Consider the following 25,803-nt stretch of genomic DNA (forward strand, 5'->3'; position numbering starts at 1 on the left):
ATCCCGCCCGGTCACTTCTTGCGGGCGAGCACGACGAGAGCGGTGTGCTGCGGTGGATCACCGGCCTCGTCCGGATCGGCGTGCCACTCGGTCGCGCTGACCACACCCGGCTCGACGATCTCGAACTCGTCGCCGATCAGGGCGGCGATCTCGTCCCCGGTACGGATCACAACCGGGGTGGGCGTGTTCTCGTACAGCTTGCGGGCCCTCTCCTGCGCCTCGCGGCCCTCCGGTGTCACCTCCGGCCCGAGGTGCGAGACGACCAGATAGCTTCCGGAGACGAGCGGCTCCCCGAGCCGCCGCAGAATGCCGGCCGGGTCGGCCTCGCCGGGCACGAAGTGCAGCACGGCCACGGTGAGCACGGCGACCGGCTCGGAGAAGTCGAACAGGTCGAGAACGTCCGGGTGGTACAGGATGCCGTCCGGCTTGCGCAGATCGGCTTCGATGACCTTGGCGTACGGGTTCCCGGCGAGCAGACTCCGGCTCTGCTGCACGGCGATCGGGTCGATGTCGACGTACATGACCCGGGCCTCGGGGTCGGCCTCCTGCGCGACCTCGTGCACGTTGCCGAGCGTGGGGATGCCCGACCCGATGTCGAGGAACTGCCGCACACCGCGCGCGCTCAGCCACCGCACGGCCCGCCCGAGGAACGCCCGGTTGGCCCGCGCCACCAGGCGGGCCTCGGGGAACATCGTCTCCACCCGCTGCCAGAACTCCCGGTCGACGGCGAAGTTGTGCACCCCGCCGAGCGTGTAGTCGTACACCCGCGACGCATCCGGCACGGTGATGTCCACACCCTCCGGCACCCATCCGTACGACTCGGTCATGCTCGCCCCCACGCTCGGCTCCCGGACACCGCCCATTGAAGTACGCGGATGCCCACAAAGCCAGACCGTGCGTCCGATTGAGACGGTTCTCAGCCCAAGTGATCACAAACGTTGTCCCGCCGCCCATGCACCATGGTCACGGTCCGATAGCCACTGGCCGAGATCTGAAGCCGGTACACCCCGTCGATCACCCACAGCCCGCGCGGAATGTTCCCACCGCCCGCGCGCACCCCGAGCAGAACCGGCCCGACGACATTCCAGATCGCACCCCCGTCGGGGGCATGCTCGACCACGGCGCTGCCACTGACGTCGGCGTCGTACGACCGGCCGTTCCCGCTGTTGGTCACCCGAACGACAAGCGCACCCTTGTAGGCGTCCCAGCGGATGGCCCCGTCCGGATAACGCCGCAGAACCTTGGTCACCACCTCGTCGACCACCGGCTCGGCCCGAAACGCGAAGTCGCAGGTAAGCCCCGCTTCCTGCGAAAACGGCGGCGTTGGGGCGGGAACCCAGCCGGTGCTGTCGGAGACCGCGGGCACGGCGGGAGACGGGGAGTCGCCGGCAACGGCAGGCGAGGCGACACCGGTCAGCAGGACTACGGCCGTCGCGGCCGTCATGAGTGTTCGACGCATCGGTGCAGCCTGGAGGACAGCACTCACCATCCGATCACCATGCGAGCCGGGCGTGGAGCACTGCGTAGCCGACGCCCGTCGCCGAGCCCGCTCACACAGGCCGTTGAGCATCCTAGGAGGCTAGGTTCCTGAGTTGCGGCCCGGTAGGCCGGCGCCCGGACGGCAGGCTTCGCAGCACCCCTGACGGCGGCAGGTGCCACCGCGTGGCACAGCGATGGGCGCGGCGGACGGACGGGCGGGTGCAGCGCGACGGATCCGGCATTCGGAGGCGGGCGCGAGCTTCAGCGACAGCGGTCGGACTGGAGAGCGCGGCGGCAGCGACGCGACGACGGCCCAGCGAGAAGGCAAAGCGACGACGGCCGGGCGACAGGCGCGCGGCGGGCACGGCGGAGCGGGCGGCGGGCACGGCGGAGCGGGCGGCGGGCACGGCGGAGCGGGCGGCGGGCACGGCGGAGCGGGCGGCGGGCACGGCCGGCACAGCGGGCGGCGGGAACGGCGCGCGGTGAGCGGGCGCCGTAGGCGGGCGCGGTGGGCGGGCAGCAAAGGCAGGCCGAGAGGTGACGGTGGTGACGACGGGACAGCAAGGCGGGCGCGGGCCGGCGATTCCGTTCGGATGAGGTCGGGCGGAGGGAGGGGGCTGGTTATAAGGTTCGATGTGATGGAGTTTCGGCTGTTGGGGCCGTTCGAGGTCTGGGGCGGCGGGCTGCGGATCGCGGTGGGTAATCGTCGGCAGGAGCGGTGCCTGCTGGGGATTCTGCTGCTCGCGGGCGGGCGCGTCGTGGCCACCGAGCGTATCGCCGATCTTCTGTGGAGCGGGGAGCCGCCGCCATCGGCGCGGGGCGCCATCCAGACGTACGTCGGGCGGCTTCGCCGCGCGCTCGGTGACCATGGGCTGACCATCGAGACCCGGCACGACGGCTATCGGGTCGACCTGCTGGGGCATCGGCTCGATGTGGACGAGTTCGTGGAGCGGAGCCGCCGCGCCGCCGAGGGCACCGACGCCGTCGAGCGGGTGCGCCTCTGGGACGACGCCCTCGGGCTGTGGCGTGGGCCGCTGCTCGCCGACGTCGCCGACGACCGGCTGCGGGAGCGCCTTGGGGCCGCTCTGCGCCGCCAGTGGCTCGCCGGGACCCGCAAGCAGGCCGAGGATCTGCTGGCCATCGGCGAGCACGAACGCGCACTGTCCACTCTCGAGCCCGTCGCCGCGCAGGAGCCGGCCGACGAGGCGCTGGTCGCGCTGCTGATGACGGCCCTGTACCGGCAGGGCCGTACGGCCGAGGCCATTCATCGTTATGACCTGACCGTCAAGGGTCTGGACGTGACGCCCGGGGCTGACCTTCGGGAGCTTCGCCGCCGGATCGCCCGGCGGGATCCGCGGCTCGACCGGCCGCCCGCGCCGGCCTACGCGGTTCGGGTGCGCGGCGAGTGGCTTCCCTGGAACGTCGGCGGTCATCCGGCCCTCGAGTTCTGCAACACCTATGCGGGCTGGAGCGGACCGCCGAGCGCGGGCGGCGAATGGCTGGGCGGCTATCCGGCGCTGGCGGCCTGGTCGGAGCAGGTGGGCCTGGTCGGCCCGGGCACCGTGTCCGCGCTGTTGCGGCTCGCTCGGCGGAGCCCTCGAGCCGCCGACGGCGTTCTCCGTGAGGCCAAGAGACTTCGTTCGCTTCTGTACGCCGTACTGACCGACCCGGGGGACGATCGGGCTTTCGCCGCGGTCGCCGGTTTCGCCCAGGCCGCCGCCCGCGCGTCGGTCCTGACCCGGGACGGCTCGGGGCTGGCCCGCTGGGCGCTGTCGCCCTCGGCCGGGCTGGAGACACCGGTGCACGCGGCCGCGAACGCCGCCGCCGAACTCCTCGCCGATCCCCGGCGGTTCACCGTGTGCTCGTGCCCGGGCGCCAACTGCGGCTGGCTGTTCCTCGACGACACCGGCCGCCGCCGCTTCTGCAGCATCGCCACCTGCGCGCACTGAGCGGTGGTCACCCCGCCGGGTGATGAAGGCCCGGCCCGCGTTCGCCGGTCGGCCGGCGGGTGAGCAGGCACGGCTCGCCCGTTCAGGCAGGGCGTCTCCGCACGCATGGACGCCCGTCACATCCGGTCGGCGGGTTATGCGGTGTGCGGGCGTTCACCATGCTCACGCGGGTGAACCCGCCTCCAGCTCAGGATCCGTGGCAAGGCAACGACGCCGTCCCGCCGGACCGGCAGCCGCCACCACCGGGATACGTCCAGCCCGGACAGCCGTACGGGCAGCCGATGGACGCGTACGGCCAGCCCGTCGACGCCTACGGTCAGCCCTGGGAAAGCACGCCCGGCCGCCCAGCTGAGCCGTACCCGCCCACGACGGCCTTCCCGCCGCCGAAGCCGCCGAAGCCGCCGTCGCGGTGGAAGGCCTGGCACAAGGTGACGCTCGGCGTGATCGGCGCGCTGTCGCTCTGCGTCTGCGGCATCGCCGTCTTCGCGCCCGACTCGAACTCCGGCGATCCCGCCGGCAAGGAGCGGACGGCCGCGGCCCAACAGCTGGCCGATGTACCGAGCACAGAGCCGGCCACCACAGAGCCGGCCACCACAGAGCCGGCCACCACAGAGCCGGCCACAGCAGCGCCGACCACGAAGCCGGTCACCGTAGCGCCGGCCACGAAGCCCGCGGCAAAGCCGACCACGAAGCCGGCCGCCAAGCCCAGCACCACGAAGGCCGTGTACTACGCCACCTGCGAGGACGCCCCCGGCCCGCTGCGCAAGGGCCAACCCGGATACCGCAAGGCCCTCGACCGTGACAAGGACGGCGTCGCCTGCGAGCAGGGCGGCGGCGACGAGGAGCCGCCCGCCGAGGAGCCCGGCGACGACAGCGACAGCGGCGGCGGCACCGACCCCCGCTATTCCAGCTGCACCAAGGCGAAGGCCGCCGGCTACGGACCGTATTACGAGGGCCAGGACCCGGAGTACGACTGGTATCAGGACCGGGACGGCGACGGGGTCGTCTGCGAGTAACGACGGTCGGCGACGCGCATCGTCGTGGAGCGGGCGGGCGGTGCGAGGAGCATCGGCAGGAATCGGGGCTGGTCGCCGTACTTGGCCTGGTAGGCGCGGTCGACCAGCTCCCTGGTGTGCTCGTCGGCGGCCAGGCTGACCGTCACCGGGATCGGGCCGTCCGGGGTCACGAACGTCAGCGTGCCGGCCGCCGCGACCCGCTTGTACCAGGCGGACGTCGTGCCGTGCGAGGAGCGGATGTACCCGGTGCCGCCCGCCTCGACCGCCCAGATCGGCGTCCGGTGGCCGTCGGCCTCGATGATGACCGTGTCGGTGTCGCGCAGGTACTCGAGCAGTGAAGACATGCGATCAGCGTGCTTCCGGTCCCGGCGGCCGGGATGAGTCGAACGACTGGGGGTATACCGTTTGTCGTCCTCGTCTGTTAGCGTTCACACGACCCAAGGCGCTCCCCTTTTCGCGCCGCGTCGTCGCGTGATGTTATCGCTAACAGCACGCGCCTCGTGGAGGTGCTCCCCCTCATGCCCGATCACCCGCGTTACACCGTCGGGGTCGACTTCGGCACCCTGTCCGGCCGGGCGGTCGTCGTCCGCGTGCCGGACGGCGCCGAGCTCGGCTCCGCGGTGCACGACTACAAGCACGCCGTGCTCACCGAGGCGCTGCCCGACGGCACGCCGCTCGGTCCCGACTGGGCGCTGCAGGTGCCCTCGGACTACGTCGACGTCCTCAAGCACGCCGTCCCCGCCGCCGTCGAGGCGGCCGGGATCGATCCGGCCGACGTGGTCGGCATCGGCACCGACTTCACCGCGTGCACGATGGTCCCCACGCTCGACGACGGCACCCCGCTCAACGAGCTTCCGGAGTGGGTGAGCCGCCCACACGCGTACGTCAAGCTCTGGAAGCATCACGCCGCCCAGCCGCAAGCCGACCGCATCAACGCCCTCGCCGCGGAACGCGGCGAGGCGTGGCTCCCCCGCTACGGCGGCCTCATCTCCTCGGAGTGGGAGTTCGCCAAGGCCCTGCAGATCCTCGAGGAGGACCCCGAGGCGTACGCGGCGATGACCCGCTGGGTCGAGGCCGCCGACTGGATCGTCTGGCAGCTCACCGGCAGCTACGTGCGCAACGCCTGCACGGCCGGCTACAAGGGCATCCGCCAGGACGGCGCCTATCCCTCGGCCGACTTCCTCGCCGCCCTGAACCCCGGCTTCGCCGACTTCGTGGCCGGCAAGCTCGACCAGCCCATCGGCGAGCTCGGCCGGAAGGCGGGCGCCCTGTCCGCCGAGGCCGCCGCCTGGACCGGCCTGCCGGCCGGGATCGCCGTGGCCGTCGGCAACGTGGACGCGCACGTGACCAGTGCCGCCGCCCGCGCCCTCGACCCGGGACGGATGGTGGCCATCATGGGCACCTCGACCTGCCACGTCATGAACGGCGACGAGATCCGCGAGGTGCCCGGCATGTGCGGGGTCGTCGACGGCGGCATCGTGGCCGGGCTGTGGGGCTACGAGGCCGGGCAGAGCGGCGTCGGCGACATCTTCGGGCACTACGTCGACCGGCTCGGCGACGAGTGGACCCACGCGCTGCTCACCGAACGGGCGGCGGCTCAGCGGCCGGGCCAGCACGGCCTGATCGCGCTCGACTGGCACAACGGCAACCGGTCCGTCCTGGTCGACCACGAGCTGTCCGGCCTGCTGATCGGCGAGACCCTGGCCACCAGGCCGGAGGACGTCTACCGGGCGCTCATCGAGGCGACCGCCTTCGGCACGCGGAAGATCGTCGAGACCTTCAACGACGCCGGCGTTCCCGTACGCGAGTTCATCGCGGCCGGCGGCCTGATCAAGAACCGCCTGCTCATGCAGATCTACGCGGATGTGCTGAACATGCCGCTCTCGGTCATCGGCTCCGACCAGGGGCCCGCGCTGGGCTCGGCCATCCACGCCGCCACCGCCGCCGGCTGCTTCCCGGACGTGCGCACGGCCGCCGAGTCGATGGGCCGGGTGGAAAGCGCTGTGTACCAACCCGATCCGGCCGCCGCGGCGGTCTACGACGAGCTGTACGCCGAGTATTCGGCGCTGCACGACTACTTCGGCCGCGGCGGCAGCAAGGTGATGCGCCGCCTGCGGGCCATTCAGCGGAAGGCGTGGGACAACCGATGACCGTCACGACCGACGTCCGCGACACCATCGCGGAACTACGCGCGCAGGTCGCCGAGCTGCACGCCGAACTCCCCCGCAACCAGCTCGTGGTGTGGACCGCGGGCAACGTCTCGGCCCGCGTTCCGGGCCGCGATCTGCTCGTCATCAAGCCGTCCGGGGTCTCGTACGACAAAATCACGCCGGAGGCGATGGTCGTCACCGACCTCGAGGGTGAACTGGTCGACGGCGAGCTCAGCCCCTCCTCCGACACCGCCGCGCACGCCTACGTCTACAAGCACATGCCCCACGTGCGGGGCGTGGTGCACACCCATTCGACGTACGCCACGGCGTGGGCCGCCCGCGGCGAGGCGATCCCCTGTGTCCTCACGATGATCGCCGACGAGTTCGGCGGTGAGATCCCGGTCGGGCCGTTCGCGCTGATCGGCGACGACTCGATCGGCCGCGGCATCGTCGAGACGCTGCGTGGCCACCGCTCCCCCGCCGTCCTCATGCGCAACCACGGCGTCTTCACCATCGGCTCGTCCGCCCGCAACGCGGTCAAGGCGGCCGTGATGTGCGAGGACGTGGCTCGCACGGTCCACCTCTCCCGGCAGCTCGGTACGCCCCTGCCGATCGAGCAACACCACGTCGACTCGCTCTACGAGCGCTACCAGAACGTCTACGGACAGGAGCCCGTCGAATGAAACCCCAGATCTGGTTCCTGACCGGCAGCCAGCACCTCTACGGCCCGGAAACCCTCGAGCAGGTCGCCGCCCAGTCGGCCGACATCCAGCAGCTGCTGGTGGCCGGCGGGCTCACCGTCGAGATCGTCGGCAAGCCGGTGCTGACCGACTCGGCCGCGATCCGCCAGACCATGCTCGAGGCCAACGCCGATCCGTCGGTCATCGGCGTCATCGCGTGGATGCACACGTTCTCCCCGGCCAAAATGTGGATCACCGGGCTGGACACGCTGCGCAAGCCGCTGCTGCACCTGCACACGCAGCACAACCGGTCGCTGCCGTGGGCCACCATCGACATGGACTTCATGAACCTGAACCAGGCCGCGCACGGCGACCGGGAGTTCGGCTTCATCCAGGCCCGCCTCGGCGTGCCGCGCAAGACGGTCGCCGGTTACGCCGGCGACCCCTCGGTCATCGAGCGGGTCGACGCCTGGATCCGGGCCGCCGCCGGCTATCAGCATCTGCGGACGCTGCGGCTGGCCCGCTTCGGCGACAACATGCGGGACGTCGCGGTCACCGAGGGCGACAAGGTCGAGGCCGAACTGCGCTTCGGCGTCTCGGTCAACACGTACGGGGTGAACGACCTCGTCGCTGTGGTGGACGCGGCCGCGCCCGAGACCGTCGACGCGCTGGTGGCCGAGTACGCCGACCTCTACGAGCTGGCGCCGGAGCTGGCCCGGGGCGGCGACCGGCACGAGTCGCTGCGGTACGCGGCCCGGATCGAGGCCGGGCTGCGGCAGTTCCTCACCGAGGGTGGCTTCGGCGCGTTCACCACGAACTTCGAGGACCTGGGCGGGCTGCGGCAGCTGCCGGGCCTCGCGGTCCAGCGGTTGATGGCCGACGGGTACGGCTTCGGCGGTGAGGGCGACTGGAAGACGTCCGCCCTGCTGGCCGCGGTGAAGGCCATGGGCGGGGCCGCCTCGTTCATGGAGGACTACACCTACCACTTCGGGCCGGGCGAGCCGAAGATCCTCGGCGCCCACATGCTCGAGGTGTGCCCGTCGATCGCCGCCGCCCGGCCGCGGGTCGAGATCCACCCGCTGGGCATCGGCGGCCGCGAGGACCCCGTACGCCTGGTCTTCGACGCCGCGCCCGGCCCCGGCACCGTGATCGGCCTGGTCGACATGGGCGACCGGTTCCGCCTGGTGGCGAACGCGGTCGAGGTGACCACCCCCGACGAGCCGCTGCCGGCGCTGCCGGTGGCCCGGGCCGTGTGGAAGCCCGCGCCGTCGCTGTCCACGTCGGCCGAGTGCTGGCTGACCGCGGGCGGCCCGCACCACACCGTCCTGACCCAGTCGGCCTCGGCCGAGACCCTGCGCGATTTCGCGACGATGCTCCGGACGGAGCTGTTGCTGATCGACGAGAACACCACGACGCACGACTTCACCGACCGCGTCCGGTGGAACTCGGCGTACTACCGCCTGTCCCGTCCCCTGTAAGGCCTCCAGCCCGCAGGTTTGCCGATGATGTCACGCTGAATCTCGCTCGTGCCGCCGTACCCGGTCGAGATCAGCGTGGCCGGGCTTCGCGGACCGGCGTTACGCTGACGCGCGTGAGCCGTCGATACGAGCGGGCGCACCGGATCGCCGCCCTCGACCCCGAGCGTGACCACCTCGAGATCTACCAGATCTCGGCCGGCTTGGAGTTCCCGTGGGACTACACGCGGGCGCTGGAGTTCGCCCTGTTCCGTACGTACTGCGTGCCCAGCATCTCGCGCCTGCTGGCCGCCACCGGCGAGTTCCGCGACCGGCCCCAGCGCCGCTACGACGACACCGCGCTGCTGATGGCCGAGATGGCCGCGCACGGGTACGACTCCCCACGCGGCAAGGAAGCGCTGCGAGTCGTCAACCGGGCCCACGGGCGCTATGCCATCACCAACGACGACATGCTCTACGTTCTGTCCACGTTCGTGTACGACCCGATCGACTGGCTCGACCGCTACGGCTGGCGCCCGCTGCACGACAACGAGCGCCTGGCCGCCTTCTTCTATTACCGCGAGGTCGGCCGGCGGATGGGTATCCGCGACATCCCGCCCGCCTTCGGCGATTTCCGGAGCTTCAAGCGGTCGTACGAGGACGAGCACTTCCGCTACACCGACACGAACCGCGAGATCGGCGAGTACACGGTGAACCTGTTCGCCGCCTGGTTCCCGCCGTTCCTGCGCCCCGCCGCCCGCCTCGGCGTCCGCGGCCTGCTCGACGAGCCGATGCTGCGCGCCTTCGGCTTCGGCCCCGCCCCACGCTGGGTCACCGCCGCCGCCGGCGCCGGCCTGCGCGCACGGGCCGGCGCCCTGCGGTTCCTTCCGCCTCGCCGGGAGTCGGTCCTCGGCGCGTCACCGCACAACCGCACCTATCCCGGCTACCCGCGCGGCTACGAGATCTCCGACCTGGGACCCTCGTAGACACGACCTTCGATTAATCTGCCCGATCATGAGACGACGGATCTGCGCCGCCCTGCTCGTGCTTCTGAGCACGGCCGCCTGCTCACCGCCCGAAGAGGAGAGCACCGCCCTCGCCGCCGGCTACGCCACGTACAGCACGCCCGAGAGCCGCCCGCAGCTCGACGTGGCGCTGGAGGGCGACGGCCTGAAGCCGGTCCTGACCGGCGCCGAGATCACCGGTCCCCGGTACGGCGTGCGCTTCCGCAAGGTGTACGTGGCGGCGGCGCTCACCGGGAAGCAGGCGTGGGACCTCGATCTGACGGACAGCTCGGACGTCGGGGTCAACGCGGGCGCGGGACGGGAACTGCTCATCGCCGTGGCCGGCGGCGGGCAGAACACCCGGGAGCCGTACTCCGGTGAGCATCCCGATCCGGTCGTCAAGCTTCAGCTGGACGGCGCCGCCCGGACGGTCGAACGCCTGGGCGGCTTCACGAAGATGGGCGACGTCCTGGTCGTCAACATTTCCGCCGGCGCCGACCCGGCGCTGACGGTGACCGACCTCGGCCGGACGCAGACGCTGAGCCTGCGCACCGGGAAACGCGGCGGGCACAGCCCGGACGCCTACTACCCGCTGCGAACCGCCAAGGCCACACTGGTCGGGCCGGGCGCCGGCCGGGTGACGCCGCTGAGCGCCTACCTCACCACCTTCGAGATCGACGCCACCCTCGGCGCGTACGACGCCAAGCGCGGCTGGGCCAAGGACGGCCACGCCTGGCTGGTGCTGAAGACGCAGGTCCGCGGCGACTCGAACCCGGCCGACCTGAACGGCTGGCGTGTCGAGCTGGATCTGGGCCGCGACTTCGAGGTGAACGGCGCCCACCCGATCCGCGACACCTTGACGGTCACCGAGACGACGATCCCGGTCACCTACGCCGTCGACATCCCCAACCCGAAGTCTCTGAGCACCGTGGACCTGAAACTGACCGGCGCCGGAACCCTCTTCACCGGCGACGGCCGGCGCGTACCCACCCGCCCGGCCGGCCCAGCCGGCCACACCACTCTCAGGTTCTAGCCCGCCGCCACCGGTCGACCGACTCATGCTCCGGAGCGGGCCCGCGGCGAGCCTGGAGGCATGACTACCGAACCCCGTCTCGTTCTCGAACCCGAAGCCCAGCAGATCGCCGACAGCACGAGCAAGCCGCCGTTCCTCTTCGAGCTCGGGCCCGACGGCGCCCGCAAGGTGCTCGACGACATCCAGGCCGCGCCGATCGACATGCTGCCGGTCGACGACGAGTGGATCACCGTCCCGGCCGAGGTGGGTGACGTCCGGGTACGCGTCGTCAAGCCGGCCGGCGCCACCGGCACCCTGCCGGTCGTGCTCTACATGCACGGCGGTGGCTGGATTCTCGGCAACGCGGGCACCCACGACCGGCTCGTCCGTGAGCTGGCCGTCGGCGCGAACGCCGCCGTCGTCTTCGTCGAGTACGACCGCTCGCCCGAGGCGCGCTTCCCCGTCGCCATCGAGCAGGGCTACGCCACCGCCCGCTGGATCGTGGCCGAGGGCGCCTCGAAGGGCCTGGACGCCTCGCGCCTGGCCGTGGCCGGCGACTCGGTCGGCGGCAACATGACCGCGGCCCTGGCCCTGATGGCCAAGGACCGCGGCGATGTCACCTTCGTCCACCAGTCGATGTACTACCCGGTGACGAGCGCGGCGCAGGACACCCCGTCCTACACCGAGTACGCCGACGGGCCGTTCCTCACAGCCAGGAGCATGGCGTGGTTCTGGGACGCGTACACCACCGACCCGGCCCAGCGCGCCGGCAAGTACGCCTCGCCCCTGAACGCCGCCCTGGACGAGCTGGCGGGGCTGCCGCCGGCGTTCGTCATCGTGGACGAGGCGGACGTGCTGCGCGACGAGGGCGAACTGTACGCGGGCAAGCTGCGCGAGGCCGGGGTCGCGGTGACGACCGTGCGGTACGACGGCATCCACCACGATTTCATGATGCTCAACCCGCTCAGCCCGACCCACGCCACGCGGGCCGCGGTGGCCCAGGCGATCGCGATGCTCAAGCTCGCGTTCGCCTGAGACGACGGCCCGGGCTCCCGCCGTCAGCCGGCGGCGGGGGCCTGCGCGACCCCGTTGAAGAACGTCCGGCCGCTCATCGTCATGGCCGGCTGGAAGTCGTTCATCAGCTTCACCCGGTTCGGGGAGTCGGCGAAGCGCGGGTCGAGCTGGAACTCGGCCGCCACCGACCACCACGTGACCGGCACGATCCCGGCCATCGCCATGCGCTGGATCGCGATGTCGTGCGCCTCCTTGCTCAGCGAGGCGGAGGCGTCGGCGACCACGTACGTCTCGTAGCCCGCCCGGACCGCGCCCAGCGCGGTCTGCAGGACGCACCCGTCGGTGGCGATGCCGCCGATCAGCAGCCGCCGCCGGCCGGTCGCCTCGACCGCCGCCGCGAACGCCGGGTCGAGGAACGAGTTGAACGCCGTCTTGCGCTCGATCACCGGCTGGTCGCCGAGCGCGGCCAGCAGTTCCGGGTAGAGCGGGCCGGAGGGCTTGGAGCTCTCGCCGTTGGTGACGACCAGCCCGGCGCCGTAGAGCTTCGCCGTCGTGGCCAGGCCGACCGTGTTGTTGATGTGCTCCCGCAGGTCGTGCGAGCGCAGCAGGTTGGCGAAGCCGATCGCGTAGTCGACCAGGACGACCGTGCTGTCGGCCGGGGACAGGGGCTCGAGATTCATCGTTGACTCCTCACTAATGAACAGCTGTTCATTAACGTAGCTCGCTAATGACCGGCCGTACAGTAAAAGCGTGTCGCCTGCCTCACAGCAATCGCACGAGCGATGCCGACAGCTCAGTCGACCGACTGATGCCAGCACGGCGTCCAGCCCGCAGGATCGAGGGGACAACGCGAGAGATTCGATTCATCTGGGGGAATCATGAGCAAGCCCACCATCGTGCTGGTGCACGGCGCGTTCGCCGAGTCGGCGAGCTGGAACGGGGTCGTCGAGGGCCTGCGCGCGGCCGGCTTCCCGGCGATCGCCCTGGCCAACCCGCTGCGCGGCGTCAGCAACGACGCCGGGTACCTCAAGGCCACGCTCGCCTCCGTCGAGGGTGACGTCGTGCTGGTCGGCCACTCGTACGGCGGCATGGTCATCACCAACGCCGCCGAGGGCAACCCCAACGTCAAGGCCCTGGTGTACGTCGGCGCGTTCGCCCCGGACGCGGGCGAGAGCGCCGGTGACCTGGCCGGCAAGTTCCCGGGCAGCTCGCTGGGCGAGACCCTGAACCCGGTCGCCCTGCCCGACGGCGGCACCGACCTGTACATCAAGCAGGACCTGTACCACCACCAGTTCGCCGCCGACTCGCCGGCCGAGGACGCCGCCGTCTGGGCCGTCACCCAGCGGCCGATCACCGACGCCGCGCTGAACGAGAAGTCGGCCCAGGCCGCGTGGAAGACGATCCCGTCGTGGTTCCTGTTCGGCAGCGACGACCTCAACATCCCGGTCGCCGCCCACCGTTTCATGGCCGAGCGGGCCGGCTCCAAGCGGACCGTCGAGCTGGCCGGCGGCTCGCACACCGTGGCCATCCCCGAGGCGGCCCAGCTGGTCGAGCTCATCAAGGAAGCCGCGTCCGCGTAAGCGGCGAACAGAAAGGGGAGTGCGGCCGCGCGCCGCACTCCCTTTCTGTTTCACAGAGCGCCGGCTGCAACTGGGTTGCGGTCCGGTGCGACCCTGCCGCGCGGCCCCGTCCCGGCCGATCAAGCGGGGCATGTCAGCAGAGCCGATCCTCTTCCCCCGCGACACGCAGGCCGGCCCCGCCCGGGACGCCTGGTGGCGCGACGCCGTCGTCTACCAGGTCTACCTGCGGTCGTTCGCCGACGGGAACGGCGACGGGATCGGCGACTTCGCCGGCCTGCGCTCGCGGCTCGGCTACCTGAAGTCACTCGGCGTCGACGCGGTGTGGGTGACCCCGCACTACCCGTCGGGCGGCGCCGACGGCGGCTACGACGTCATCGACTACAAGGCCGTCGACCCCGTGTACGGCGACGTCGAGGACGTCCGCGGCCTGGTCGAGGACGCGCACGGCCTGGGCCTCAAGGTGCTGCTCGACATCGTGCCCAACCACACCAGCGACCAGCACGCCTGGTTCCGCACGGCCCTCGCCGACCCGGACAGCCCGGAGGCGGCGCGCTACCACTTCCGGCCGGCGAGCGAGGAGCCGCCCAACAACTGGCAGAGCATGTTCGGCGGGTCGGCCTGGTCCCGTACGCCCGACGGCCGTTGGTATCTGCATCTGTTCACGCCCGAGCAGCCGGACCTCAATTGGGACAACCCCGAGGTCGCCGACGACTTCGACGAGACGTTGCGGTTCTGGTACGACCTGGGAGTCGACGGGTTCCGGGTGGACGTCGCCTACGGGCTGTTCAAGGACCCGCAATACCGCGACAACCCCGGCGTCTACTCCCCCACCCTGTTCGGGCACGGGCCCGAGCAGGTCATGACCACCAACCAGCCCCGGATCCACGAGATCTGGCGCCGCTGGCGGGCGGTCGGCGACTCGTACGAGAACGGGCGGATGCTGGTCGGCGAGGTCTCCCTCGCCGATCTGAAGCAGGTCGGGTTGTACGCGCGGCCGGACGAGCTCCAGCACGCGTTCCAGTTCCGGCTGCTCAAGAGCAAGTGGGACGCGACGGCGTTCGCCGACACGATCGCCGAGGCGCTCACCGTCTTCGCGTCGGTCGGCGCGCCCGCGCCCTGGGTGCTCGGCAACCACGACAAGGCACGGCAGGTCACCCGGTACGGTTCCCTGCGCCGGGCCCGCGCCGCCGCCCTGCTGATGCTCGCCCTGCCCGGGTCGGCCTATCTCTACGCCGGCGAGGAGCTGGGCCTGCCCGAGGCCGAGGTCCCCGACGCCGCCAAGAAGGACCCGATCTTCTTCCGCTCCGGGGGCGCTCGGGCCGGTCGCGACGGTTGCCGGGTGCCGATGCCGTGGGACGACCACGACGCGCTGGCCGGCTTCTCCGCGGCCGGCAGCGCCGCGCCGTGGCTGCCGATCCCGGACGGCTGGCGGGATCACGCCGTCAACCGCCAGGCGGCCGACGCATCCTCGACGCTCTCGCTCTACCGGCAGGCGATCTCGATGCGGTCGCTCTACCCGGCGCTCGGCTCCGGGCTGGGCGCGGTCTCGCGCGTCGGCGACGTCATCCGGGTCGACCTGGTGGCCCGCGACGGCGACCCCGACCCGGTCACCTGCTGGATCAACATGAGCGGGTCGGCCGCGTTCGTGCCCGCCCGGCGGGTGCTGCTCGCCTCGGACCGGACCGGTGTCCAGGAGCGCGACGGCATCGTCGAGCTGCCGGCCGATACGGCGGTCTGGGTGACGCCGAACTCCGTCGATCTGAGGTAGCGTCCTGACCCATGGCTCAGCGCAGCCTCGAGTTCGACGTCGAGGTCGGCCCGCAGGCACCCGGCGAGGCGCGTCACCGTGTCGTGACGTGCCTGCGCCAGTGGGGTTTCACCGACGGCGGCTGGCTCGACGCGGTCGCCGTCGTGGTGAGCGAGGTGGTCACGAACGCGGTGCAGCACGGTGGCGGCACCCTGGTCGCGATCGCCCTCGACGCGTACGCCACTCGGGTGACCCTGTCGGTGGCCGACTCCTCGGCCGTCGTTCCCCGGCGCCGCGAGCCGGACGACCGCGGCGGGCGCGGCCTGCTGCTGCTCGACGCGCTGACCGAGCGGTGGTACGTGGCCGACGAGGGTGACGGCAAACGGGTCCACGTCGAGTTCCGGCCGGCCGTGGCCGCACCCTGGCAGGAGAACCCCAAGTGAAGATCATCGGACGGCAGGACGGTGACGCCGTCCGGGTCGCGCTCACCGGGGAACTCGACCTGGCCAGCAGCGACGAGGTGCGCTCGTACATCGAACAGGCGCTGGCCACCACCCACCCGGCCCGCGTCCTGGTCGATATGGACGGCGTCGCGTTCTGCGACTCCACCGGCATCGAGGCGCTGATCCGGGCCCGCGCGACGGCCGTCGCGCAGGGCGCGCGCCTCGAACTGGTGAACGTCCACGGCATCGCCCGGACCACACTGGAGATCACAGGCGTACTCCCCCTGTTCTCATGACGAGGTTGCGCCTGCTGCTGGTCGTGGCCGTCGCGTACACGATCGGCGCCCAGATGGCCTTCGTCGTCTTCGACGCCGACTCGATCGTCGTCCTCTTCCTGCCCGCCGGCGTCACGCTGTCGGCCCTGCTGCTCACCCCCCACCGCGAATGGCCGTGGATCCTCGGCACGGTCGCCGTCCTCGAGCTGCTGATCGACGCCGGGCACGGCCTCGATCCGGGGTACGCCCTGGGCTTCGCCGCCGCCAACACCCTCGAACCCCTGGTCGGCGCGCTGCTGCTGCGCCGCGCCGTGCCCGGCCGGATCGACCTCGCCCAGCGCCCGCACCTGCTGGCCTTCCTGGCCTTCGGCGTGGCCGCCGGCCCGGCCGTGGGCGCCCTGGTCGGCGGCACCACCATCGCCCTGGCCCAGGACCGCGGCTGGCTCTCCTCGTTCCTGCCCTTCTGGGCCGGCGACGCCACCGGTGCCCTGACCGTCGCCGGCACGGTCCTGGCCTGGCGCCGCTCGTGGCTGACCCGTTGCGTACCGGCCGTCCTGGTCACCGTGGCCGTCACCGCCGTCGGTTTCTGGCCCCAGCACCTGCCGCTGTTCTACCTGCCGATCCCGCTGCTGTTCTGGCTCGGCTTCACCCAGCCGCTGGCCGTGACGATGATTTCGGGCCTGGCCATGACCGTCACCGCGAACACCCTGACCGGCGCCGGCCGGGGCCCGTGGGCGGCCCTCGACGGCCCGATCGAGATCAAGACGGCCACCTTGCAACTGTTCCTGGCGGTGGCCATCCTCGGCGCCTGCTTCCTCACGGTCGGCGTCACCGAACGCGACCGCGCGGTCAGCGCCGCCCACCAGCTGCAACAGGCCCTGCTGCCGGCGGTCGCCCCGGCGCCGCCCGGCATCACGGTGAGCGCCGGCTACCGCCCGGCCGACCTGACCCACCACGTCGGCGGCGACTGGTACGACGTCTTCGACGTCCCCGGCGACCGCATCGGCTTCGCCGTCGGCGACGTGGTCGGCCACAACCTGGCCGCCGCCGCGGCCATGGCCCGCCTCCAGTCGTCCCTGCGCCTGCTGGCCCAGACCGCCTCCGGCCCGGCCGAGGTCCTGACCGGCCTCGACAAGGCCAGCATGGTCATCGAGGGCGCCCACATGTGCACGGTGGCGTACGCCGACTACCACCCGGCCACGCGCCGCCTCCGCTACGCCTGCGCCGGCCACCCGCCCCCGTTGCTGATGACGCCGGGCGGCGGCGAGTTCCTGTGGGAGGGCCGCTCGATGCCCTTGGCGGTCGAGCCGCGGGCCCGCCCGCAGGCCGAGCGGATCGTTCCCCCGGGCGCGCACCTGCTCCTCTACACCGACGGCCTGGTGGAACGCCGCGGCGAATCCCTGCGCACCAGCCTGGACCGCCTCGCCGCCACGGTCGCCCGCGCGTCCACCACCGACCTCACCGAGACCCTGCTCGGCCGCATCCCGCACGACGGCCCCGCCATAGACGACGCCGTCGTCCTGCACGTCACCTTCGGCACCGCACCCCAGAAAGGGTGATGTAGGTCATAGGTCGCCGCTCGGCGGATGGTCAAGACTGATGCGTCATCGCGTCAGGCCTGCTCAGCCCGGGGAGAGCTCGTGCGGCAAGAGCGTTACGGACGTGGCGGGCGGCCGGGGACGACCGGCACCGCACTCGTCGACCGGAAGGTGGAACGCGCCGCCATCGACGACATGGTCCAGGCGGTCGGCCTCGGCCAGAGCCGCGTGCTCGTCCTGCGCGGAGGCGCCGGGATAGGCAAAACCGCTCTCCTGGACTACGCGCGGACGACCGCCACCGGACTTCGCGTGCTGAGTACGACCGGCGTCGAGTCCGACATGGAGCTGGCGTTCGCGGCCCTTCATCAGCTGCTGCTGCCGCTGCTGGACGGCCTGGCCGAGCTGCCGGGGCCGCGCCGCGCCGCGCTCGAGGTCGTCTTCCGGATGCGAGAGGGCCCCGCGCCCGACCCGCTCCTGGTGGGTGTGGCCGTCCTCAACCTCCTGTCGGACGCGTCCGAGCGCGGCCCTCTGCTCTGGCGTGGTCGACGACGGGCAATGGCTCGACCAGGCGTCGGCGCAGGTACTCGGCTTCGTCGCCCGGCGCCTGCTGGCCGAGTCGATCCTGCTGCTGTTCTCCGCCCGCACGCCCGGCCCTGACTTGCGGGACCTGCCCGAGCTGGAAGTCACCGGCCTGCCCGAGGCGGACGCGCACCTCCTGCTCGGCTCGGTCACACACGCCCCGCTCGACCGGAGCATCCGCCAGCGGATCGTGGCCGAGACACAGGGCAACCCGCTCGCCCTCATCGAACTGCCGCGCGGGCTGTCCGCGACCCGGATGGCCGGTGGGCTCGGGCTGCTGGACGCCGGGGCGCTGCCCGGCCAGATCGAGGAGAGCTTCCTCGCCCGCGCCGCCGAGCTGCCCGCGCCGATCCGTCTGCTGCTGTTGCTGGCGGCCGCGGAACCCGCCGGCGATCCCGCCCTGGTCGGCCGGGCCGCCGCCCGGCTCGGCGTTCCCCTCGCGGCCGACCGGGCCGACGGGCTGCTCACCATCGGCGACCGGGTCACCTTCCGCCATCCCCTGGTGCGCTCGGCGGTGTACCGCGCCGCCGACGCCGAGCAGCGGCGGGCCGTGCACCTCGCCCTGGCCGAGGCCACCGACCCGTCGGCCGCGCCGGATCGGCGCGCCTGGCATCTCGCCGCCGCCGCTTCCGGTCCGGACGAGGAGGTCGCGGCCGAGCTCGAGCGTTCCGCCGGCCGGGCCCAGGCGCGCGGCGGGGTGGCCGCGGCGGCCGCGTTCCTGCAGCGCGCGGTGGCCCTGAGCGCCGACGCCCCACGCCGTACGGGCCGGATGCTCGCCGCCGCCGAGGCCGCGCTGCGGGCCGGCGAGTTCGCCGACGTGCGCCGGTTGGTCGCCGCCGTCCGGGCCCGGCCACTCGACGCGGTGGACGAGGGCCGCGCCGGTGTGCTGCGGGCCCAGCTCACCTATGCCTCCGGCGGTGGGCCCGCCGCGGCCGTACCGTTGCTGCTGAGCGCCGCCGAGCGGTTCGCCGGTCCGCAGCCGCGACTGGCGCGCCAGACGTTTCTGCACGCGTGGGCCATGGCGAACGTCGCCGCCGACCCGGACCTGCTGCTGGCGGTCTCGCGCAACGCCCTCGAGGTGCTGCCTCCCGGCGGGGACGACCCGCTCGACCTCATCGTGGACGCCGTGGCCCGCATGGTGACCGACGGCCGCGCCGCCGCCGCGCCGATGCTGCACCGGGCGGCGGGGGCCATCCTCGACATGCCGCTGGCCGACGTGGTCGGCTGGGGCCGGGCCTCGACCGCCGCCTTCGTCGGCGTCTGGGACATGGAGGGACTGGGCACGATGGCGGCCCGCCAGGTTCGGCTCGTGCGGGAGGCGGGCGCGCTGCAGAGCCTGCCGGAAAACCTGATCGCTCTCGGCCACGCCCTGCTCTGGGCCGGCGATTTCGAGGAAGCCGAGGCCACGTACGACGAGGGCCGCACCATCTCGGAGGCGACCCGCCGGGCCGCACCCCCGCCGTACATCATCATGCGGTTGCGGGCCCTTCAGGGACGCGAGGCCGAGACGGCCGGCCTCGTCGCCGACACGCTGCGCGCCTCGGCCGCCGCCGGTGTCGGCGCGGGCATGACCGCCGCCCGATGGTCGGCCGCGATCCTCTACAACGGCCTGGCCCGGTACCCCGAGGCGATGCGCTACGCCGTCGAGGCCGGGGAGAAGCACGATCCCTGGCACTCCATCTGGATCCTGCCCGAGCTGATCGAGGCGGCCGGCCGGGCCGGCGAGCTCGGCGTGGCCCGGGCCGCTCTGGAGCGGCTGGTCGAGACCACGGCGCCGTTCGACGGCGATTTCCCGCGAGGCCTTCAGGCCCGCAATCAGCCCTGCTCGCCGAGGGCGACGAGGCTGACCGCCTCTACCGCGAGGCGATCGACCGGCTGGGACGGACGAAGCTGCGGACCGAACTGGCGCGCGCTCACCTGCTGTACGGCGAGTGGCTACGCCGCCACCACAAGCGGGTCGAGGCCCGGGCGGAGCTGCGCGTCGCGTACGACATGCTCGTGGCCGTCGGCATGGAGGCCTTCGCCGAGCGCGCCCGGCGCGAGCTGCTCGCCACCGGCGAGACGGTACGCCGGCGTGCGGATCGACCGGCCGCCGGCGAGGACCTGACCGCCCAGGAGCGCCAGATCGCCCTGCTCGTCCGCGACGGCTACTCCAACTCGGAGGTCGGCGAGCGGCTTTTCCTGAGTCCCCGTACCGTCGAATGGCACCTCCGGAAGGTCTTCGGCAAGCTGGGCATCGAGTCCCGGCGCCAGCTGCGTGACGTTCTGCCCGGCGCCGCGAACGAGGTGTCCGTGTGATCGACCGGGCCGCTGAGCGCGCCGTGCTCGAAGAGATGATCGCCGCCGTTCGGGCGGGTGAGAGCCGCGTGCTTGTGGTGCGGGGCGCCGCGGGCATCGGCAAAACCGTCATCCTCGAGTACGCCGAGAGGGCCGCCACCGGGTTCCGGGTCCTCCGCGCGATCGGGGTCGAGTCGGAGATGGAGCTGCCTTTCGCCGCCCTGCACCAGTTGCTTCTGCCCCTGCTCGACCGGCTCCCGCGACTTCCGGCGCCGCGGCGCGAGGCGCTCGAGACCGTCTTTCGCATGCGTGCGGGCGCGCCGCCCGATCCGTTCCTGGTCGGTTTGGCCACCCTCGACCTGCTCTCCGGTGTCTCGGAGGAACAGCCGCTGATCTGCGCCGTCGACGACGCCCAATGGCTGGACCGGGCCTCGGCCCAGGTTCTCGGCTTCGTCGCGCGCCGGCTGCTCGCCGAGTCCATCGCCATCCTGTTCGCGGCCCGGCAGCCCGGTCCCGAGCTGCGCGGGCTGCCCGAGCGGGAGGTGACCGGGCTCAGCGACGCCGACGCGCACGACCTGCTCGACTCGGTCACGCACGCGCCGCTCGACCGCGGCGTCCGCGAGCGGATAGTGGCCGAGACCCACGGCAACCCGCTCGCCCTGGTCGAGCTCCCCCGCGGACTCGGCACCACCCGGCTGGCCGGGGGTTTCGACCTGCTCGACGCCGAGACGCTGCCCGGCCAGATCGAGGAGAGCTTCCTGGAACGGGTCCGGGCGCTCTCCGGCCCGGCCCGCACGCTGCTGCTGGTCGCGGCGGCCGAGCCGGCGGGCGACCCGGATCTGGTGCGCGACGCCGCCGCCCGGCTCGGCGCCGGCCTCGACATCGACGCCACGGACGGGCTGCTGGCCGTCGACCACCGCGTCACCTTCCGGCATCCGCTGGTGCGTTCCGCGGTCTACCGGGCGGCGTCCCCCGCCGAGCGCCGCGCCGTTCATCTGGCCCTGGCCGAGGTGACCGACCCGGCGGCCGATCCCGACCGCCGTGCCTGGCATCTCGCGTCCGCCGCGCCCGGGCCCGACGAGGCCGTCGCGGCCGAACTGGAGCAGTCCGCCGGCCGGGCCCAGGCGCGCGGCGGGATCGCCGCGGCGGCCGCCTTTCTCCGGCGCGCGGTGGCGCTGACCGCCGATCCGGCCCGCCGCGCCGACCGGATTCTGGCCGCGGCCGAGGCGAGTTTCCAGGCCGGCGATCTCGAGGACGTCGGCCGGATGTTGAGCGCGCTGCGCGGCCGGCCGCTCGACGGCCTTCAGTCGGGCCGGGCCGGCGTGTTGCACGGCCAGGTGGCCTTCGCCTCCGGTCGCGGCGCGGATGCCACCGCCCGCACCGTCCAAGCCGCCCGGCAGTTGGAGGCGGTCGATCCTCGGCTGGCCCGCGAGATCTACCTGACCGCGTACGGCATCGCCGTCAGCGTCGCCGATCCGGAGGCCCTGCTCGCGGTGTCGCGGGCCGTCCGGCGCCTCACCCCACCGGCCGACCCCGGCCCGCTCGACCTGCTGCTGGAGGGCTACACGCTGCTCGTGACCGACGGCCGGGCGGCCGCGGCCGACGTGCTGCGCCGGGCCGCCGCCGCGCTCACCGAGCTTCCCCCGGCGGACGTGCTGCGCTGGGGCTGGGTGGCGACCGGGGTCAACGCCGCCGTCTGGGACGACGTGGCCATGCGGGAGACGTCCGAGCGCTGGACCCGGATCGTGCGCGACGCCTACGCGCTGCGGGAGCTGCCGTACCTGCTGACCGTGGTCGGCTACGCCAGCTCGTGGACGGGTGACTTCGAGGCGACGGCCGCCTTCATCGCGGAGGCCGACGCCGTCGCCGCCGCCAGCGGCATTCCCCTGCCCCCGTACGCGCAGCTGCGGCTGCTGTCCCTGCGCGGGCGGGAGCCGGAGACCACGGCGCTGGTCGCGGCCACCGTCGAGAGCTCGGCCGCCGCCGGCCTGGGCATGGGTGTCACGGCCGGGCAGTGGGCGGCCGCTGTGCTCTACAACGGGCTGGCCCGTTACCCGGAGGCGGTGCGGGCCGCGCGGTCCACCACGTACCTGGCCGAGCCCGGTCTGTCGACGTGGCTTCTGCCGGAGCTCGTCGAGGCGGCGTCGCGGTCCGGGGAGGCGGAGATCGCCCGGGAGGCGCTCGACCGGCTGGTCGAGGCGACCGCACCGTTCGCCACCGACTTCGCCGGCGGCGTCGAGGCCCGCAGCCGGGCGCTGATGGCCGACGGGCCGGAGGCCGAGGCGCTTTACCGGGAGGCGGTCGAGCGGCTGGAACGCACCCCGCTGCGTACCGAGCTGGCCCGGGCCCATCTCGTGTTCGGCGAATGGCTGCGGCGGCGCCGGCAGCGGCTCGAGGCCCGCGAGCACCTGCACACCGCGTACGAGATGTTCGTGGCCATCGGCATGGAGGCCTTCGCCGAGCGCGCCCGCCGGGAGTTGCTGGCCACCGGCGAGGCGGTCCGCCGCCGGGCCGCCCCGGCGGCGGCCGGCGAGGAACTGACCGCCCAGGAGCGTCAGATCGCCCTGCTGGCCCGCGACGGCTACTCCAACCCGGAGGTCGGCGAACGGCTGTTCCTGAGCCCCCGTACCGTCGAATGGCATCTGCGCAAGATCTTCGGGAAGCTGGGCATCGACTCCCGCCGTCAACTGCGCGACGTCCTGCCGGCCGGCGACGTCACGGAATGAGCTGCTGGCCGCCGTCCACGTCGTAGGTGGCGCCGGTCAGGGCGTCGTTGCTCATCAGCTGGAGGATCAGCGCGGCCACGTCGCCGGGGCCGACGACCCGGCCGATCGGCAGACTCGCCCGTAGTTCGGCCCGGCGCGCCTCGAGCTGGTCGCCGAGCAGGCGGGCCGACAGCGGCGTGTCGACGAAGCCGGCGGCGACCGCGTTGACCCGCAGCGGGGCCAGTTCCAGGGCCGCGTTGGCCGTGATGGCCGACAGCGCCGCGGTCCCGATGGCGGCCAGGATCAGTCCCTTGCCGGGGCGGCGGGCGCCGGTACCGGTGATGAGGGTGAGGGAACCACCCGACCGGGCCCGGGCCGCGGTCTCGCGGGCGACCCGCAGGGCGCCGACGAGATGATCGTCGATCTGCTCACGGGCCACCGCGAAGTCCATCTCGGCGATCGGCGCGTAGGCCGGGCCGGGGCCGCTGAGCAGCACGTGGTCGAGGGGCGTGGGCAGCGTGTCGAAGAAGCCGTCCAGGTCGGCCAGGTCGAGCCGGACGGCGGTCACCCCGAGTTCGCCGCCGACCTCCTTGAGGCGGCCCTCGTCGCGGCCGGTGACGATGACGTTCGCGCCGGCCGCGCGGGCCTGGCGGGCCGTCTCCAGCCCGATGCCGGAGGTGCCGCCGATGACGACGACGGTGCTCTGGTCGAGAGTTCTCATGAGTCCTCCTAGACGGCGCAGGCTTGCAGGCGCGGATTGGGGGCGAGCGGTTGCTGGGTGGCCCGGCGGCTGGGCACGAAGACGGCGGTGAGGACGGCCGCGGTGGCGGTCACCCCGGCCAGCACGAGCATCGCGAACTGGTAGTTGTCGGCCAGCGGCCGCGTGAGGTCGGTGGCGCCGCGGGCGCCGAGCAGCAGCGGCACGAGCGCCACCAGCACGACTCCGCCGACCCGGGACGCGGCGTCGTTGACGGCCGAGGCCTCGCCCAGGTCGCCGTCGTCCACGGCGGCCAGCACCCCGGCCGTGAGCGGCGCGACGGCCAGGCCGAGCCCGAGGCCGAACAGCAGCGCGCCGGGCAGGATCGCCTGGGTGTACGGCTGTCCGGGGCTCGCGGCCGAGAGCCAGGCGAAGCCGGCCGCGACGATCAGGATGCCGCCGGCCATCGGCCAGCGGGTGCCGACCCGGGCCACCAGGCCACCGACGAACGGCGACACCAGCAGGAAGACGGCCGACTCGGGGATGAGGGCGGCGCCGGCCTCGGTCGCGCTGTAGCCGAGCTGGAGCTGGCATTGCAGGATCACCAGGTAGCTCACCGCACCCAGAGCGCCGTAGAACAGCACGGTCGCCGCGTTGATGGCGTCGAACGGCCGTGACCGGAACAGTTCGGGCCGCAGCATGGGCCGCGGCAACCGCCGTTCGACCGGCACCAGCGCGGCCAGGCAGGCCACCCCGAGGACCGCCGAGGCCAGGACGGGCCCGCTCGCCCAGCCGCGCTCGGCGCCCGCGGTGAGGGCGTAGATGACCCCGCCCAGGCCGGCCACCGCCAGCAGCGCGCCGGCCACGTCCACGCTCAGCGGCCGCCGTCCGGTGTCCACATCGGGCACGAGGCGCAGCAGCACGAGCGCGGCCAGGATGAGTGGCACGTTGAGCAGGAAGACGTAGCGCCAGGACGCGTGGTCGACGAGCCACCCACCGCCGTACGGGCCCAGGGTGGTGCCGAGCGTGGAGACGCCGGCCCAGATCCCGATGCCCCGGGCCCGGTCCGGGCCGCGCAGCGTGCCGTTGAGCAGGGCCAGGCTGCTCGGCACGACCAGCGCCCCGCCCGCGCCCTGCACGACCCGGGCCGCGATCAGCGTCCCCACGTTCGGGGCGGCGGCGCAGGCGAGCGAGGCGGCCAGCATGACGAGCAGCCCGGCCGCGAGCACCCGCCGGCGGCCGAAGTGGTCGGCCAGCGCCCCGGACAGCAGCAGCAGCGACGCCACCGTCACCAGATAGCCGGTCAGCACCCATTGGAGCTCGCTCACGCTCGCGCCCAGGTCCTCGCCGATGGCCGGAATCGCCACATTGATCATGTACGCGTCGATGAAGCCGACCGCCGAGGCGAGCACGGTCGCGGCGATCAGCGCCCGGCCGGCCGGGCCGCGCAGCGCGATCACCGCGCCGCCGCCAGGGTGGCCGGATCGCTGGGGTGCGGGGTCAGCGGCACCGTCTCGGTGGTCAGCCAGTCCGCGAGCGGCAGCGACCCGAGCAGGTGCCGCATCTGGTCCTCGCCGCTGGCCTGCCACAGGCCCACCCCCCGGCCGCCGGGCGCGGTCCACAGCCGTACGAGCCGTCCCTCGCCGGCCAGCCGCCGGGTCTGCGCGGCCTCCTGCTCGAATCGCTCCTCGGCCGCCTCCCGGCGCGTACCCTCGGGAACCTGGATGGTGAAGTTGACCAGGAACTCCCGGGCACCCGGCTGGAGCGGCACCCGCCCCGCCCCCGGGTCGTTGGGGAACGCCGTCAGCGGCGTCACCTCGTCGGTACGCCACACCCGCAACGGCATCCTGGCCAGCGCGGCCTCCAGCTCGTCCGGGTCATCGGCCGCGAACAGCCCGATCGAGCGCCACTCCCCCGGGCCCAGCGGCGGCCGCCACAGCCGCCGGATCTGCCCCTGAGCCGCGAGCCGGGCGGTGTTCGCCGCTTCCCGGGCCCGCATGTCGGCCACCTCGTCCTCGGTGGTGCCGGCCGGCACCCTGGTGGTCATCGTGACCAGGAATTCCATGTCGCTCCCCTCGTCGTGCTGTGTTCCACCCTCCGTCAGGCAACCGGTCCGTGGGACCCGTGGCACTCCCTGGCCCCGCGTGCCCAGGGAGTCTCACCGGTGTGTCCCGGCGCCGCGGGGCGGCAGGCTCGGTCCACCA

The 25,803-nt window shown here is 72.9% G+C and carries 24 protein-coding genes; 17 read left to right on the top strand and 7 right to left on the bottom strand.

Features of this window, described 5'->3' with window-relative positions; all coding sequences use genetic code 11:
- Positions 1-11 precede the first annotated feature (11 nt).
- Both ACGFJ7_RS18225 and ACGFJ7_RS18230 read right to left on the bottom strand, forming a co-directional pair.
- Positions 12-827, bottom strand: a complete 816-nt coding sequence (locus ACGFJ7_RS18225; RefSeq protein WP_360250245.1) for an SAM-dependent methyltransferase — start codon at positions 825-827, stop codon at positions 12-14.
- 89 nt (positions 828-916) lie between these two features.
- Positions 917-1,489 carry a hypothetical protein gene (locus ACGFJ7_RS18230; RefSeq protein WP_392642783.1) on the bottom strand — a complete coding sequence of 191 codons (573 nt, stop codon included), beginning with the start codon at positions 1,487-1,489 and terminating at the stop codon, positions 917-919.
- Between the two features lie 628 nt (positions 1,490-2,117).
- Between ACGFJ7_RS18230 and ACGFJ7_RS18235 the strand changes: the two genes are divergently transcribed.
- Both ACGFJ7_RS18235 and ACGFJ7_RS18240 read left to right on the top strand, forming a co-directional pair.
- Positions 2,118-3,428, top strand: a complete 1,311-nt coding sequence (locus tag ACGFJ7_RS18235) for a BTAD domain-containing putative transcriptional regulator (RefSeq protein ID WP_392642784.1) — start codon at positions 2,118-2,120, stop codon at positions 3,426-3,428.
- Positions 3,429-3,598: 170 nt separating this feature from the next.
- The gene (locus ACGFJ7_RS18240) at positions 3,599-4,444 is read left to right on the top strand and encodes an excalibur calcium-binding domain-containing protein (RefSeq protein WP_392642785.1); all 846 of its coding nucleotides are present in this window, start codon (positions 3,599-3,601) and stop codon (positions 4,442-4,444) included.
- Here the strand turns inward: ACGFJ7_RS18240 and ACGFJ7_RS18245 are convergent.
- Positions 4,408-4,788 (bottom strand): DUF2255 family protein, encoded by a 381-nt coding sequence (locus tag ACGFJ7_RS18245; RefSeq protein WP_360250257.1) that lies wholly within the window; start codon positions 4,786-4,788, stop codon positions 4,408-4,410. The genes ACGFJ7_RS18240 and ACGFJ7_RS18245 overlap by 37 nt on opposite strands.
- A 174-nt stretch (positions 4,789-4,962) precedes the next feature.
- On the opposite strand from ACGFJ7_RS18245, the gene araB reads away from it, so the two are divergent.
- The 6 genes from araB to ACGFJ7_RS18275 all read left to right on the top strand — a co-directional run bounded on the left by araB (position 4,963) and on the right by ACGFJ7_RS18275 (position 11,779).
- On the top strand, positions 4,963-6,594 hold the full coding sequence (gene araB / locus ACGFJ7_RS18250) for a ribulokinase (protein ID WP_392642786.1): 1,632 nt from the start codon (positions 4,963-4,965) through the stop codon (positions 6,592-6,594).
- Positions 6,591-7,277, top strand: a complete 687-nt coding sequence (locus ACGFJ7_RS18255) for an L-ribulose-5-phosphate 4-epimerase (RefSeq protein WP_360250263.1) — start codon at positions 6,591-6,593, stop codon at positions 7,275-7,277. Before araB ends, ACGFJ7_RS18255 begins: the two co-directional genes overlap by 4 nt.
- Positions 7,274-8,752, top strand: coding sequence for an L-arabinose isomerase (gene araA / locus ACGFJ7_RS18260; protein ID WP_392642787.1), 1,479 nt, complete (start codon positions 7,274-7,276; stop codon positions 8,750-8,752). Before ACGFJ7_RS18255 ends, araA begins: the two co-directional genes overlap by 4 nt.
- Positions 8,753-8,865: 113 nt before the next feature.
- Entirely contained in the window at positions 8,866-9,714 is an 849-nt protein-coding gene (locus tag ACGFJ7_RS18265; protein ID WP_392642788.1) for an oxygenase MpaB family protein, read from the top strand.
- Between the two features lie 28 nt (positions 9,715-9,742).
- Positions 9,743-10,765 (top strand): hypothetical protein, encoded by a 1,023-nt coding sequence (locus ACGFJ7_RS18270; protein ID WP_392642789.1) that lies wholly within the window; start codon positions 9,743-9,745, stop codon positions 10,763-10,765.
- Between the two features lie 60 nt (positions 10,766-10,825).
- Complete coding sequence (locus tag ACGFJ7_RS18275; protein WP_360250275.1) at positions 10,826-11,779, top strand: alpha/beta hydrolase; 954 nt, start codon at positions 10,826-10,828, stop codon at positions 11,777-11,779.
- A 23-nt stretch (positions 11,780-11,802) separates the two neighbouring features.
- Here ACGFJ7_RS18275 and ACGFJ7_RS18280 read toward each other — a convergent pair whose 3' ends face one another.
- Positions 11,803-12,438 carry an isochorismatase family protein gene (locus ACGFJ7_RS18280; protein WP_360250278.1) on the bottom strand — a complete coding sequence of 212 codons (636 nt, stop codon included), beginning with the start codon at positions 12,436-12,438 and terminating at the stop codon, positions 11,803-11,805.
- Between the two features lie 198 nt (positions 12,439-12,636).
- Here ACGFJ7_RS18280 and ACGFJ7_RS18285 point away from each other — a divergent pair, with 198 nt between their 5' ends.
- The 9 genes from ACGFJ7_RS18285 (at position 12,637) to ACGFJ7_RS18325 (ending at position 22,923) form a co-directional block, all read left to right on the top strand.
- Positions 12,637-13,338 (top strand): alpha/beta fold hydrolase, encoded by a 702-nt coding sequence (locus ACGFJ7_RS18285; RefSeq protein WP_392642790.1) that lies wholly within the window; start codon positions 12,637-12,639, stop codon positions 13,336-13,338.
- A 130-nt stretch (positions 13,339-13,468) separates the two neighbouring features.
- Positions 13,469-15,106: an alpha-amylase family glycosyl hydrolase gene (locus ACGFJ7_RS18290; protein WP_392642791.1), complete on the top strand. Its 1,638-nt coding sequence runs from the start codon at positions 13,469-13,471 to the stop codon at positions 15,104-15,106.
- Between the two features lie 11 nt (positions 15,107-15,117).
- Positions 15,118-15,528 (top strand): ATP-binding protein, encoded by a 411-nt coding sequence (locus ACGFJ7_RS18295; protein WP_360250287.1) that lies wholly within the window; start codon positions 15,118-15,120, stop codon positions 15,526-15,528.
- Positions 15,525-15,824 (top strand): STAS domain-containing protein, encoded by a 300-nt coding sequence (locus tag ACGFJ7_RS18300; protein ID WP_392642792.1) that lies wholly within the window; start codon positions 15,525-15,527, stop codon positions 15,822-15,824. Before ACGFJ7_RS18295 ends, ACGFJ7_RS18300 begins: the two co-directional genes overlap by 4 nt.
- Positions 15,821-17,362 carry a PP2C family protein-serine/threonine phosphatase gene (locus ACGFJ7_RS18305; protein ID WP_392642793.1) on the top strand — a complete coding sequence of 514 codons (1,542 nt, stop codon included), beginning with the start codon at positions 15,821-15,823 and terminating at the stop codon, positions 17,360-17,362. The genes ACGFJ7_RS18300 and ACGFJ7_RS18305 overlap by 4 nt, the downstream gene beginning before the upstream one ends.
- An 81-nt stretch (positions 17,363-17,443) precedes the next feature.
- On the top strand, positions 17,444-17,998 hold the full coding sequence (locus ACGFJ7_RS18310) for a hypothetical protein (protein WP_392642794.1): 555 nt from the start codon (positions 17,444-17,446) through the stop codon (positions 17,996-17,998).
- Positions 17,880-20,027, top strand: coding sequence for a hypothetical protein (locus tag ACGFJ7_RS18315; RefSeq protein WP_392642795.1), 2,148 nt, complete (start codon positions 17,880-17,882; stop codon positions 20,025-20,027). Before ACGFJ7_RS18310 ends, ACGFJ7_RS18315 begins: the two co-directional genes overlap by 119 nt.
- Positions 19,931-20,218, top strand: coding sequence for a helix-turn-helix transcriptional regulator (locus ACGFJ7_RS18320; protein ID WP_360250299.1), 288 nt, complete (start codon positions 19,931-19,933; stop codon positions 20,216-20,218). Before ACGFJ7_RS18315 ends, ACGFJ7_RS18320 begins: the two co-directional genes overlap by 97 nt.
- Positions 20,215-22,923, top strand: a complete 2,709-nt coding sequence (locus ACGFJ7_RS18325; RefSeq protein WP_392642796.1) for an AAA family ATPase — start codon at positions 20,215-20,217, stop codon at positions 22,921-22,923. The genes ACGFJ7_RS18320 and ACGFJ7_RS18325 overlap by 4 nt, the downstream gene beginning before the upstream one ends.
- On the opposite strand, the gene ACGFJ7_RS18330 is transcribed toward ACGFJ7_RS18325, so the two are convergent.
- From ACGFJ7_RS18330 to ACGFJ7_RS18340, 3 genes are read right to left on the bottom strand one after another with little or no spacing between them, the layout of a single operon-like run.
- Positions 22,913-23,623, bottom strand: coding sequence for an SDR family oxidoreductase (locus ACGFJ7_RS18330; protein ID WP_360250304.1), 711 nt, complete (start codon positions 23,621-23,623; stop codon positions 22,913-22,915). The two genes, ACGFJ7_RS18325 and ACGFJ7_RS18330, sit on opposite strands and share 11 nt — an antisense overlap.
- 8 nt (positions 23,624-23,631) lie before the next feature.
- Positions 23,632-25,059: a DHA2 family efflux MFS transporter permease subunit gene (locus ACGFJ7_RS18335; protein WP_392642797.1), complete on the bottom strand. Its 1,428-nt coding sequence runs from the start codon at positions 25,057-25,059 to the stop codon at positions 23,632-23,634.
- Positions 25,056-25,664 carry a muconolactone Delta-isomerase family protein gene (locus tag ACGFJ7_RS18340; protein ID WP_360250310.1) on the bottom strand — a complete coding sequence of 203 codons (609 nt, stop codon included), beginning with the start codon at positions 25,662-25,664 and terminating at the stop codon, positions 25,056-25,058. Before ACGFJ7_RS18340 ends, ACGFJ7_RS18335 begins: the two co-directional genes overlap by 4 nt.
- Between the last annotated feature and the right edge of the window lie 139 nt (positions 25,665-25,803).

It is taken from the genome of Actinoplanes sp. NPDC048988, from assembly GCF_043197815.1.
In the GTDB taxonomy this organism is placed as follows: domain Bacteria; phylum Actinomycetota; class Actinomycetes; order Mycobacteriales; family Micromonosporaceae; genus Actinoplanes.

Coding starts and splice junctions, on each gene's coding strand:
- ACGFJ7_RS18225 (WP_360250245.1), bottom strand. CDS start 827: ATGACCGAGTCGTACGGATGGGTGCCGGAGGGTGTGGACATCACCGTG.
- ACGFJ7_RS18230 (WP_392642783.1), bottom strand. CDS start 1,489: ATGGTGAGTGCTGTCCTCCAGGCTGCACCGATGCGTCGAACACTCATG.
- ACGFJ7_RS18235 (WP_392642784.1), top strand. CDS start 2,118: ATGGAGTTTCGGCTGTTGGGGCCGTTCGAGGTCTGGGGCGGCGGGCTG.
- ACGFJ7_RS18245 (WP_360250257.1), bottom strand. CDS start 4,788: ATGTCTTCACTGCTCGAGTACCTGCGCGACACCGACACGGTCATCATC.
- araB (WP_392642786.1), top strand. CDS start 4,963: ATGCCCGATCACCCGCGTTACACCGTCGGGGTCGACTTCGGCACCCTG.
- ACGFJ7_RS18255 (WP_360250263.1), top strand. CDS start 6,591: ATGACCGTCACGACCGACGTCCGCGACACCATCGCGGAACTACGCGCG.
- araA (WP_392642787.1), top strand. CDS start 7,274: ATGAAACCCCAGATCTGGTTCCTGACCGGCAGCCAGCACCTCTACGGC.
- ACGFJ7_RS18270 (WP_392642789.1), top strand. CDS start 9,743: ATGAGACGACGGATCTGCGCCGCCCTGCTCGTGCTTCTGAGCACGGCC.
- ACGFJ7_RS18275 (WP_360250275.1), top strand. CDS start 10,826: ATGACTACCGAACCCCGTCTCGTTCTCGAACCCGAAGCCCAGCAGATC.
- ACGFJ7_RS18280 (WP_360250278.1), bottom strand. CDS start 12,438: ATGAATCTCGAGCCCCTGTCCCCGGCCGACAGCACGGTCGTCCTGGTC.
- ACGFJ7_RS18285 (WP_392642790.1), top strand. CDS start 12,637: ATGAGCAAGCCCACCATCGTGCTGGTGCACGGCGCGTTCGCCGAGTCG.
- ACGFJ7_RS18290 (WP_392642791.1), top strand. CDS start 13,469: ATGTCAGCAGAGCCGATCCTCTTCCCCCGCGACACGCAGGCCGGCCCC.
- ACGFJ7_RS18295 (WP_360250287.1), top strand. CDS start 15,118: ATGGCTCAGCGCAGCCTCGAGTTCGACGTCGAGGTCGGCCCGCAGGCA.
- ACGFJ7_RS18305 (WP_392642793.1), top strand. CDS start 15,821: ATGACGAGGTTGCGCCTGCTGCTGGTCGTGGCCGTCGCGTACACGATC.
- ACGFJ7_RS18320 (WP_360250299.1), top strand. CDS start 19,931: ATGGAGGCCTTCGCCGAGCGCGCCCGGCGCGAGCTGCTCGCCACCGGC.
- ACGFJ7_RS18330 (WP_360250304.1), bottom strand. CDS start 23,623: ATGAGAACTCTCGACCAGAGCACCGTCGTCGTCATCGGCGGCACCTCC.
- ACGFJ7_RS18340 (WP_360250310.1), bottom strand. CDS start 25,664: ATGGAATTCCTGGTCACGATGACCACCAGGGTGCCGGCCGGCACCACC.